The organism is Actinoplanes ianthinogenes (assembly GCF_018324205.1).
Taxonomy (GTDB): Bacteria; Actinomycetota; Actinomycetes; order Mycobacteriales; family Micromonosporaceae; genus Actinoplanes; species Actinoplanes ianthinogenes.
The window spans coordinates 8,076,808-8,087,796 of the sequence record NZ_AP023356.1 but is presented as its reverse complement, the minus strand read 5'-3'; the positions used below and the strand labels follow the sequence as shown (position 1 = coordinate 8,087,796).

The window sequence follows — 10,989 nt, the reverse complement described above, 5'->3', positions numbered from 1 at the left end:
TCAGGCGGACTCGCGGGCCACGACGCGGATCAGGTCGGCGGTGCGCAGGACCGGGGTGGGGCGGCCGCTGACCGCGGCCACGATCGTCGTGGCCAGGTGGGCGGCGAGGGTGCGCTGGTCGGTGGTCACGGTGGTCAGCGGAGGTACGGCCAGCCGCGCCGCCGGGATGTCGTCGACGCCGATCACCGCGAGCCCGGTCACGGACAGCGCCCGGGCTCCGGCGAGCACCGCGAGGGCGACCTCGTCGTTGTACGCGCACACCCCGGTCACCCCGGCCGCCCGCCACCGCTCCACCGCCACCGCAGCCTGCGCGACGTCGAGCGGCACCGTCTCCACACGCGGCCCCGCAGCGGACGCGCCGGACGAGGACCGCCCGGACACGGCCGCGAGAGCCGTCCGCACCCCCGCCAGCCGAGGCTCCGCGAAGATCTGCAACCGCGGATCGTCCGGATACGCATACCCCAGCCGTGCGTGCCCGGTCGCCAGCAGATGCTCCGCCTGCCTCGTCCCCACCAGCTGCTGCGGCACCTCCAGCTCCCGCCCGTGCCGCCCGGCCCGCCCGAGCAGGGCCACCACCAGCGCCACCCCGGCCGCCCGCATCGCCTCCGTCTCGTCGTCGGAGAAGTCGGTGAAGGACAGCACCGCGGCCGGCGTGATCGCCTTCCAGATCTCGGCGATCGGCCGGTCGGCCCGGCTGCCCGGGTGCGCCACGAAGGTGAGTCCCTCCCGGGCCAGCGCGGTCGACAGGTTGCCGAGCAGGTTGCCCACCTCGTTGCCGATCGGCCAGTCCGGCAGCAGGCAGAGCACCACATCGGAGCGTCCGGTGCGGAGGGTGCGGGCGGCGGCCGACGGTGCGTAGCCGAGTCCGGCCGCGGCCTGGAGCACGCGGTCGCGGGTGGCCGTGGAGATGCTCTGGCCGGGCGTGGCGTTCAGGACGTAGCTGACCGTCGCCCGGGACACGCCCGCGCGGCGGGCGACATCGGCGCTGGTGATCCGGCGGGGCTCAGGCATGGGGTGACTTTACTACTTACACGTGTCAGCATGAGGGGATGACTGAGGGGACGACACTCGACCTGGCCACCAAGGTCGCTCTGCTCACCGGCGCCACCACGTTCACGCTGGCGCCCGAGGACCGGATCGGGCTGCACGAGATCCGGCTCTCCGACGGCCCGACCGGGGTCCGTGGCCTCAAGTTCAGCGGCGGCCGGGTGGTCGCCCTCTTTCCGAACGCGACACTGCTCGCCTCCGCCTGGGACACCGACGCGGCGTACGAGGTGGGCCGCATCCTCGCCGAGGAGGCGCTGGCGCAACAGATCCACGTGGTCCTCGGCCCGACGATCAACCTGCACCGCAGCCCCCTCGGCGGCCGGCTGTTCGAGGCGTACTCGGAGGATCCGCTGCTCACCGGCAAGCTGGCCGCGGCCTACGTGCGCGGCATGCAGGACCAGGGTGTCGCGGCCTGCCTCAAGCACCTGGTGGCCAACGAGTCGGAGACCGAGCGGAACACCGTGGACAGCGTGGTCGACGAGGCCACCCTGCGCGAGGTCTACCTGCTGCCGTTCGAGATCGCCGTCGAGGAGGCCGACGCCTGGACCATGATGGCGGCCTACAACGACGTGAACGGGGTCGCCGCCACCGAGCAGCGGCACGTGAACAACGAGATCGTCAAGGGCGAGTGGGGTTACCGCGGCCTGATCATGTCGGACTGGTTCGCCACCAAGACCACCGCGGCGTCCGCGAACGGCGGGCTCGACCTGGTCATGCCCGGCCCCGGCGGCCCGTGGGGGCAGGCGCTGGTCGAGGCGGTGGAGCGCGGCGAGGTCGACGAGTCGGTGATCGACGACCATCTCCAGCGACTGCTGCTGCTCGCCGAGCGGGTCGGCGCGCTGGGCACGGCACGCGATCATCCCGCCGGCCTCCCGGCGCCGGACAGTGTCGTACGCAAAGAGCAGTTGACCCGTCTGGCGGCCGGTGGGATGACCGTCCTCCGCAACGAGGGCGAGGTCCTGCCGCTGGCCCGCGGCACGCGGGTCGCGCTGATCGGCCGGCACGCCGTGCAGACGATCGACATGGGTGGCGGCTCCGCCCAGGTCAACCCGCCATATCAGACGAGCGTCGCGGAGGGCCTCACCGCGCTGCTGGAGAACGTCACGGTGACCGACGGCGTCGAGGTACGCACCCGCCCGGTCCCGGCGCGCGGCGGCTTCCTCACCGACCCGGTCTCCGGCAAGCCCGGCATCCGCGTCCAGCTGCTCGACGCGGACGGGACCGAGCTGGAGAGCCGGCACTGCGCGCAGTCCTCGACCATGATCGGGATGGACGACGACTTCGACGGCGTGGTGCACACCGCGGTGCTGACCGCCCGGGTCACCGTCCCGGGCCCCGTCGAGCTGGGCGTCCTGGGTGCGGGCGCCTGGAAGGTCGCCGTCCAGGACGACAGCCTGGACTACCGGCTCGACCTGACCGGCAACGGTTTCGCCGAGCCCGTGCTCACCCCGCCGCTGCGCGTCGACCGGTTCACCGTCACCGAGGGTGACCTGTTCACCGCCCGGGTCGAGCTGCTCACCGAGGGCACCTTCGCGAACACCGGACTTTTCGGCCTGATCGGGCACGTGGCGCCGCGCCCCACCGTCGACGTCCTCGACGACGCGGTCCGGGCCGCGGCCGTCGCCGACGTGGCCGTGGTGGTCGTCGGCCTGACCGAGGAGCAGGAGACCGAGTCGGTCGACAAGTCCACGCTGGCGCTGCCCGGCGCGCAGGACGCGCTGGTCGAGGCGGTGGCCGGCGCCGCCCGCCGGACGGTCGTGGTGGTCAACGCCGCCACGCCGGTGCTGATGCCCTGGCTGTCCCGGGTCGACGCGGTGCTCTGGGCCGGGCTGCCCGGCCAGGAGGGCGGGCACGCGGTCGCGGCGGCGCTGCTCGGCGACATCGAGCCGGCCGGACGGCTGGTCACCACGTTCCCGGCCGCCGACGAGAAGTCCCCGGCCTGGTCGGTCACGCCGGTCGACGGCAAGCTGGCGTACGCCGAAGGCCCGTTCATCGGATACCGCGGCCACTACGCCGGCCGGGCCCCGGAGCCGGCCTTCTGGTTCGGGCACGGCCTGGGATACGGCTCGTGGGAGTACTCCGACGCGCACCTGGCCGATCGGTCGGTGACCGTGACCGTGACGAACACCGGCACCCGGACCAGCCGCGAGGTCGTCCAGGCCTACCTGCGTCCCGACGACCCGGAGCAGCCGGTCCGGCTGGCCGGCTGGAGCGCGGTCACGGTCGAGCCGGGCGAGTCGGCCCGGGTGACGGTGCACACCGACGCGCGAATGTGGCGTGTGTGGAACACCACGACCCAAGACTGGGAGCGTGCCTCCGGTGGACAATTGCTGATCGCTCGCGGCCTGGGCGACATCAGAGCCACCCTGTGACCGGGCGGCCCGGCCCGTCATCGCAACCGTCCTGCGATGACGGGCCGGCCGCCCGATGAAGCATCCGCCCGCCGCATGGGAGACCGCTGAAAGATCGCGGGGGGACCGGCGGGATCAGCAGGGCGCGTTCCAGCTGGCGAGCACCGGATCCACCTCGTGCTCGAAACCCAGCACCGACACCGTCGCGGTATCCAGCTTGAGCAGCCCGCCCGCACCGGCCGGCAACCCGATCCAGCGGGCCCCGGCCACCCGCAGACTGTGCCCGTGCCCGACCAGCGCCACCTCCCCGCCCACGGATCTGGCCAGCGCCAGCACCCGGTCGAGCCGCGCGCCGACCTCCGCCGGCGACTCCCCGCCCGGGCACCCGTGCGCCCACAGCGACCAGTCCGGCCGCCCGGCGCGGATCTCCTTGGTGGTGATCCCCTCATACTCCCCGTAGTTCCACTCGGCCAAGTCCTCGGTCACCTCGGTGACGCTCAGCCCGGCGAGCTCGGCCGTCCGCAACGCCCTTGTCCGCGGGCTCGCGATCACCGCGGCGAAGCGGCGCCCGGCCAGCCGCTGCCCGGCCCGCCGCGCCTGCGCCTCGCCCTCCGCGGTCAGCTCCAGGTCGGTGAACGAGGTGTGCCGCCCGTTGGCACTCCACTCGGTCTGCCCGTGCCGGACCAGCACGATCTCCGTCATCCCCCACCCCTTCGTCGCCGCACCCAGCTTTCCACCGGCCCCGGTCCCCCGCCCGCGCGCAGCCCTGTGCCCCTCGACACTCCGGCTCGCGCACGGCCGCTTCACCTCGCGGCCACGGCTTTTCGCGTACGCCCACAGCACCGTCCCACGGCACCGTGCGGTGGGCGTACCGAAAGCGTCGGACAGCGATCGAAAGCGGGCAGCGAACCGCTACTCCGCCGCGGGCCCGATCTCTCCGGGCAGGCGCATCGGATGCCGCGTCTCGTCCCGGGCGGCCAGCGCGGCCATCGCGTTCCGGTAGTGCCCCGGGTCGAGCTCCCCGCGCAGCAGCTGGATGACCAGCAACCCCTCGGTGCTCGCCGCCCGCGGCACCGGCGGCGGTGCGTCCGCGACCGCGGACGGCAGCAGCACCGCCGAGAGCGGCCCGGGCCCGGTCGCCGGGCCCGCCACACCACCGCGCCGGTACGGCCAGAACGCCAGCGTCAGCGCTGCCAGCAGCGCGGCGCCGACCACGCAGAGCAGCAGCATGGCGATCATCCTCCGGAGAGAGTTCCGGACAGAGTTATAGCCGACCTCCGATACCCGGCGTTCGCGGGGTTTACACGCCGCGGTCGTCGCGGGGCACCGACATCGGGTGCCGGCGCTCGTCCCGGGCGGCGATCCGCTCACACGCCCGCACATACTGCTGCGACGAGATCTCGCCGCGCAGCAACTGGGCGGTGAGCATGCCCTCCAGGCTGTCGGCGAGCGGCGGTGGGGGCGCCACCAGCCGGTCGAGGTGCCGCGGCTCGTGCCGCCGCCGGGGCCACGGCCAGAAGGCCAGGCCGAGCGCGACCACCAGCCCGGTCAACGCGACGATCACGATCATCACCATCGGCACCCCCGTACCTGGTTCCCCGTTCCCGCCATCCTTCCCGAGTCGGCTGTGGACCGCTCCCGGCAATCTTCCGACAGCCGCCGGTGACCTGCGCATTCATCCCGCTCAACGGTTCGCGGCTCTATGCCTGTATCCACAGATGGCGGCAATCCGGACGCACCGCGGCCGTACGGTGCGATGCTGCCAGGGGACGACAACACCGATCGGAGGCAGGCACATGATCGCGCACGAAGGGGACCAGATCGTGGTCAACGGCCGGCACGTCGGGGACGGCAACAAGGTGGGGACCATCGTCCGGCTGCATCACCAGGACGGCACCCCGCCCTACGAGGTCCGGTGGTCCGACGGCCACACCGGGCTGGTCTACCCGGGCCCGGAAGCCCACGTCGTCCCGGCGCCTCCCGGCTGCTGATTCTCAGGCCGGCGCGGGGCCGGTGCTCTCGCGCTGCCGGATGCTGATCGCCGGGCCGGGGTGTTCCCGCCCGGCCTCGCCCCGGACCAGGCCCAGGACGGCCCGGCCCAGCGTCAGCCCGTGCTCGTGCACGTCCGTGCTGAGCGCCGACAGCGGCGGCACCGCCAGCTCGCACAGCGGCGAGTCGTCGCACGCCAGCAGGCTGATCCGGCCGGGCACGGCCACTCCGGAACGGATCAGCTCCTGCTCCGCGGCCACCGCCATCACGTCGTTGTCGAAGACGATCGCGGTCGGCGCCGGCGACCCGGCCAGCAGCTCGCGCAGGCCACGCACCCCTGCCTCGGCGCTGTAGTCCCCCTCGACGATCTCCACGGTGACGCCGTGCGCCGCGCCCGCGGATCGGATCGCCAGGGTCCGTTCCACCGTGTGCAGCAACTCGGCCGGCCCGCTGACCCGCCCGACCACCCGATGCCCCAGCCCGCTGAGCGTCTCGATGGCGGTGGTCATCGCCCCGGCGTCGTCGGTGACCACCTTGGTGTACGGGCCGGGGTGCTTGCCGGCCAGCACCACCGGCAGGCCGAGCCCGGCCACGTGCGCCGGGCGGACGTCGTCGTGCACCAGGTTGACCACCACCACGGCCGCCACGGTCTGGTCCTGCGCCCAGCGCGCGTAGGTGGCCAGCTCGGCCGCAAGGTCCGGCACCACCAGCAGCAACACGGTGGCCCCGGCCGGGGCGAGCGCCTCCTCCATGCCCGCGATCAGCTCCATGAAGAACGGCTCCACCCCGATCCGGTCGGCGCTGCCGGTCAGCACCAGCCCGATCAGCCCGCCGGCCACCGCGGTCAGGCCTCGGCCGGTGCGGCGAGCGCGTTCGCCGAGCGCAGCACCACCGGACCCACGAAGCCACTCGGATCCGCCCAGGTCGTCCGGACCAGGAACGTGTGGGTCTCGCCCGGCAGCAGGTCGACGAGCATGTCGTCGACCACGGCGTCCGGGTCGATCTTGTCGGCCAGCACGGCGATGTCACGGGCGAACGAGGCGGCGGTCACGGTGATGGAGTATCCGCCCTCGACCGGGCTGATGTCCGCCGACAGCGCCGCCGGATCGTAGGCGAGATCGAAATCCTCGGCGAACAGGTGGGTGGCCCGGAGCCCGTCGGCCTCCGCGACCAGCACCTCCCGGGCCGGGTCGCCGGGCGTGATCACGGCTTCGTCCAACGGGATGATCCTTACTGACCGGGCCGGAATATCCAGCGGGTGTGAAGCTGCGGCCAGGACCGTGCCGTCGAACCCCACCCGCCGCAACCCGGCCGCGCCCCGCCAGGCCGCCGGGCTGTCGTTGACCACGACCAGGTTGCCGTCGCGGAAGGCGAGCAGCCGGGGCGCGTAGGAGCGGCGCAGCGCGTACCAGGCCGGCTTGCGCCGCCCGGCGCCGTCGACGACCGCCCACGAGGTGACCGGCCAGCAGTCGTTGAGCTGCCAGAGGATGCTGCCCATGGTGCGCGGCGCGTGGCCGCGCAGGTGCGCGATCGCGTACGCCGTGGCCCGCGCCTGATTGAGCTGGGTGGCCCAGTGCCACGCCTCGAACTCCTCGGGCACCCGCATGTGGTGGGCCATCCCGCGGTTCAGCTTGCCGTTGCCGTCCTCCGCCTTCTGGTGCAGCAGGAACGCCGGCGACTCCTGGTCGAAGTCCTCCGGCGCGATCGACTCGCGCAGCGTCGACCAGGTCGGCGGCGCCTGCCAGCCGAACTCGGCGCAGAACCGGGGCCGGAAGTTGTCGTGGTGGGTGTAGTCCTCCCGGTTCCACGCCTCCCACTCGTGCCGGGTGCCGTACCGGTCGTCGTTCGGGTGGATCACCTCGGGGTCGTGACCGGGGCTGGACGGGCTGCCGGGGTGGTAGGGCCGGGTCGGGTCCAGCTCGGCGAGCAGCGCCGGGAAGTCCTCGTAGTAGTAACCGGCGCCCCAGGTCAGCCCGTCGAGCGCGGGCTTCCAGTCCCAGTCCTCGTGGCCCCAGATGTTCTCGTTGCCGCCGTTCCACAGGGCCAGCGACGGGTGCGGGGTGAGCCGGGCGACGTTCTCCCGGGCCTCGGCGAGGATCTCCGAGCGGAGCGGCTCCTCCTCGGCGTACGCCGCACAGGCCAGCGGGAAGTCCTGCCAGACCAGGATGCCGCGCTCGTCGCAGAGGTCGTAGAAGTCCTCGTTCTCGTAGATGCCGCCGCCCCAGACACGCAGCAGGTTCGTGTTGGCCTCGACCGCCCGGTCGATCGCGGCGGCGTAGACCTCCCTGGTCAGGCGGGTGAGCAGGTGGTCCTCGGGGATCCAGTTGAGGCCGCGGACGAAGATCGGGGTGCCGTTGACCTGGAGCGTGAAAGCGCTCCCGATCTCGTCGGCGGTCTCGTCCAGCGTGACGGTCCGGAACCCGACCCGCGCACGGTGCGCGTCCAGCTCGCCCGATTCATCACGCAAAGTCGTGACAACGTCGCTCAGCGGCTGGTCGCCGTAGCCGATCGGCCACCAGGCCTGTGCACCTTCGACCAATATCTCGATCATTCCCGAAATGTCGCCCGCCGGGATCACGATGCGAGCGGTCTGGGCGCCGACGGTGACCTCCACGGTGAGATCGGTTGCGGCGGACAAACCGGACCGCTCAACCTCGACGTGCAGCGTGAGCCGCCCCGTCCCATCGGCGTCGAGCGTCGCGAGCGGCCGCACCGAAGCCAGCCGCGCCACCCGCCACCGCTCCACCCGCACCGGCTTCCAGATGCCCGCCGTCTGCAGGTCAGGACCCCAATCCCAACCAAAGGAACAAGCCATTTTGCGTACGGCGTTGAAGGGGTGCCGATAGGGCCGGGGCCGTTCCCCGATCACCTTCTGCAACTCCTCCGCGTACTCCAGCGCCGAGTCGAACCGCACCGCCAGCGGGATCCCGCCGTCGCGCACCCGGTCCCGCACGTCGAACCGGTAGCTCCGGTGCATGTTCGCGGTCCGGCCCAGCTCGGCGCCGTCCAGCGTGATCGTCGCGACCGTGTCCAGCCCCTCGAAGACCAGGTCGACCCGCTCGTCCGCGGCGGCCGGCGCGGCCGTGAACGTCGTCTCGTACAGCCAGGCCGCCCGGTGGAACCAGACCAGCGCCGCCTCGTTCTCCCCCAGGAACGGGTCCGGGATCAGCTCGGCGTCGAGCAGGTCGGTGTGCACGGTGCCGGGCACGGTGGCCGGGACGATCTCGGCGGCGAGCTCCGCGGGGACCGGTCCACCGGCGGCGCGCACGGTCCAGCCCGCGTGCAGGTCGGTTCTGATCATTTCGAGTGGCTCCTGTCGTAGTGCCGCCGCAGGCGGGGCGGCTAACATTCTTAAGCAACTGAACGAAGCCCGTCAACGCTGGTAGGGAGACACCGATGGGGCCGGACCTGGTACACCTGACGGCCGCCGGGGTGAGCCTCGTGCTCGACTGCCGCGGCCCCGGTCTGCCGTCGGTGGTGCACTGGGGCGCCGCCCTCGACGACGAGCAGATCACATCGGACCTGCTGCCGGCGCTGGCTCCGCAGCCGATCGGCTTCTCGGTGGACGGGACGGTGCGGGTGTCCCTGATCCCCGAGCAGTCGTCCGGCTGGCTGGGCACGCCCGGGCTGGCCGGACATCGGGACGGGCGCGGATGGGCGACGGCGTTCGCGGTCACCGGGATCGAACGGGACGCTCGGGGCGTACGCATAACGGCGACCGATCGCGAAGCGGGCCTGGACCTGACCATCGATCTGGAACTGCACCCCGCCGGGGTGCTGCGCGGGCGGGCCGCGCTGACCAGCAGCGGACCCGGCGTCTACTGGCTGGAGCATCTCACGCTCTTTCTCCCGGTGCCCGAGCGCGCCGCCGAGCTGCTCGACTTCACCGGGCACCACCTGCGCGAACGCCAGCCGCAGCGGACCGCCTTCACGCACGGCCTGCGGGTCCGGGAGAACCGGACCGGGCGGACCGGCTACGACTCGGCCTACCTGCTGTGCGCCGGCACGCCCGCCTTCACCAACCGCGGCGGTGAGGTCTGGGCGCTGCACACCGCGTTCTCCGGGGGCGCCCGCTCGATCGCCGAGCGCACCTATCACGGGTGGTCCGCGCTCGGTGGCGGCGAACTGCTGCTGCCCGGCGAGGTGAGCCTCGCCGACGGCGAGACATATCAAACCCCTTGGCTGTACGCGGTGTACAGCGCGCACGGCCTGGACGGCGTCGCGGACCGCTTCCACCGGTATCTGCGCGCCCGCCAGCACCACCCGGTCAGGCCCCGCCCGGTCGTGGTGAACACCTGGGAGGCGGTCTACTTCGATCACGACCTGGCCCGGCTGACCGAGCTGGCCAAGGCCGCCGCGGCGGTCGGCGCGGAACGGTTCGTGCTGGACGACGGCTGGTTCGGCTCCCGCCGCGACGACACCTCGGGGCTGGGCGACTGGTTCGTCTCGCCGGACGTCTGGCCGGACGGGCTCGGCCCGCTGATCGACGTGGTCCGCGGGCTCGGCCTGGAGTTCGGCCTCTGGGTCGAGCCCGAGATGATCAACCCGGACTCGGAGCTGGCCCGCGCGCACCCGGACTGGATCATGTCGACCGGCGCGCGGCTGCCCCGGCCGGCCCGGCATCAGCAGGTGCTCGACCTGGCCAACCCGGCGGCCTTCGCGCACCTCCTGGGGCGGCTCGACGCGCTGCTGACCGAGCATGACATCGCGTACCTGAAGTGGGACCACAACCGGGACCTGGTCGAGGCGGGGCACCCGAGCAGCGGGCGGCCCGGCGTGCACGACCAGACGCTGGCGGTCTACCGCCTGCTCGACGAGCTGCGGGCGCGGCACCCCGGCGTGGAGATCGAGTCCTGCTCGTCCGGCGGCGGGCGGGTCGACCTGGAGATCCTGGAGCGCACCGACCGGGTGTGGGCGTCGGACTGCATCGACGCGCACGAGCGGGTGACGATCCAGCGGTGGACCAGCCTGCTGATCCCCCTGGAACTGATCGGATCGCACATCGGGGCCCCACTGAGTCACACCACGCACCGCTCGTCACCCCTCTCGATGCGGGCCGGCACCGCGATCTGGGGTCACCTGGGGATCGAATGGGACCTCACGCGCGCGTCCGGCTCCGAGATTTCTGATCTGTCGGAGTGGGTGGCTCTGTACAAGGAGGTGCGGGGGCTGCTGCACACCGGGACGCTGGTGCACGCCGACCTCGCGGATCCGGCCTTTCAGGTGACCGGGGTGGTCGCGCAGGACAAGTCGGATGCCCTCTACGCGCTGATCGCCACGTCGACCAGCGCGTCCTACCCGCCCGGCACGGCCGGTCTGCCCGGCCTGGACCCGGCGCGGACCTATCACGTGCGGCCGCAACCGCCGGGTGACGTAGCTGACGGTAACGCCGCCGCCTGGGGCGCTGCGTTACCCTGGTGCACGCCCCAGGGGGTTCGCCTGAACGGCCGCACGCTCGGCGCCGCCGGGCTCCGTCTCCCGGTGCTCTATCCGGACCGCGTCCTGCTCGTACGCGTCACGGCTGATCCGGCCCGGGGAGGGTGACCGAGTGAGCTTCTCGTGCGCGCCACGGTCGAAGGCGGCGCTTTTCGTGCACGCCACG

General features: G+C 72.6%; 9 protein-coding genes. 3 read left to right on the top strand and 6 right to left on the bottom strand.

Features of this window, described 5'->3' with window-relative positions:
- Nucleotides 1-1,011: a LacI family DNA-binding transcriptional regulator gene (locus Aiant_RS36405; RefSeq protein ID WP_189331710.1), complete on the bottom strand. Its 1,011-nt coding sequence runs from the start codon at nucleotides 1,009-1,011 to the stop codon at nucleotides 1-3.
- 38 nt (nucleotides 1,012-1,049) lie between these two features.
- Between Aiant_RS36405 and Aiant_RS36400 the strand changes: the two genes are divergently transcribed.
- Complete coding sequence (locus Aiant_RS36400) at nucleotides 1,050-3,419, top strand: beta-glucosidase family protein (protein WP_189331711.1); 2,370 nt, start codon at nucleotides 1,050-1,052, stop codon at nucleotides 3,417-3,419.
- A 114-nt stretch (nucleotides 3,420-3,533) separates the two neighbouring features.
- On the opposite strand, the gene Aiant_RS36395 is transcribed toward Aiant_RS36400, so the two are convergent.
- The 3 genes from Aiant_RS36395 to Aiant_RS36385 all read right to left on the bottom strand — a co-directional run bounded on the left by Aiant_RS36395 (nucleotide 3,534) and on the right by Aiant_RS36385 (nucleotide 4,974).
- The gene (locus tag Aiant_RS36395) at nucleotides 3,534-4,100 is read right to left on the bottom strand and encodes a histidine phosphatase family protein (RefSeq protein WP_189331712.1); all 567 of its coding nucleotides are present in this window, start codon (nucleotides 4,098-4,100) and stop codon (nucleotides 3,534-3,536) included.
- A gap of 210 nt (nucleotides 4,101-4,310) precedes the next feature.
- The gene (locus Aiant_RS36390; RefSeq protein WP_189331713.1) at nucleotides 4,311-4,637 is read right to left on the bottom strand and encodes a hypothetical protein; all 327 of its coding nucleotides are present in this window, start codon (nucleotides 4,635-4,637) and stop codon (nucleotides 4,311-4,313) included.
- Between the two features lie 61 nt (nucleotides 4,638-4,698).
- On the bottom strand, nucleotides 4,699-4,974 hold the full coding sequence (locus Aiant_RS36385) for a hypothetical protein (RefSeq protein WP_189331714.1): 276 nt from the start codon (nucleotides 4,972-4,974) through the stop codon (nucleotides 4,699-4,701).
- A 220-nt stretch (nucleotides 4,975-5,194) separates the two neighbouring features.
- On the opposite strand from Aiant_RS36385, the gene Aiant_RS36380 reads away from it, so the two are divergent.
- Complete coding sequence (locus tag Aiant_RS36380) at nucleotides 5,195-5,389, top strand: DUF1918 domain-containing protein (RefSeq protein WP_189331715.1); 195 nt, start codon at nucleotides 5,195-5,197, stop codon at nucleotides 5,387-5,389.
- Nucleotides 5,390-5,392: 3 nt separating this feature from the next.
- Here the strand turns inward: Aiant_RS36380 and Aiant_RS36375 are convergent, their stop codons facing one another.
- Nucleotides 5,393-6,226 (bottom strand): LacI family DNA-binding transcriptional regulator, encoded by an 834-nt coding sequence (locus Aiant_RS36375; protein ID WP_189331716.1) that lies wholly within the window; start codon nucleotides 6,224-6,226, stop codon nucleotides 5,393-5,395.
- Nucleotides 6,227-6,231: 5 nt separating this feature from the next.
- Nucleotides 6,232-8,688 carry a glycoside hydrolase family 2 protein gene (locus Aiant_RS36370; protein WP_189331717.1) on the bottom strand — a complete coding sequence of 819 codons (2,457 nt, stop codon included), beginning with the start codon at nucleotides 8,686-8,688 and terminating at the stop codon, nucleotides 6,232-6,234.
- Between the two features lie 95 nt (nucleotides 8,689-8,783).
- On the opposite strand from Aiant_RS36370, the gene Aiant_RS36365 reads away from it, so the two are divergent.
- Complete coding sequence (locus Aiant_RS36365; protein ID WP_189331718.1) at nucleotides 8,784-10,931, top strand: alpha-galactosidase; 2,148 nt, start codon at nucleotides 8,784-8,786, stop codon at nucleotides 10,929-10,931.
- Nucleotides 10,932-10,989: the final 58 nt, after the last annotated feature.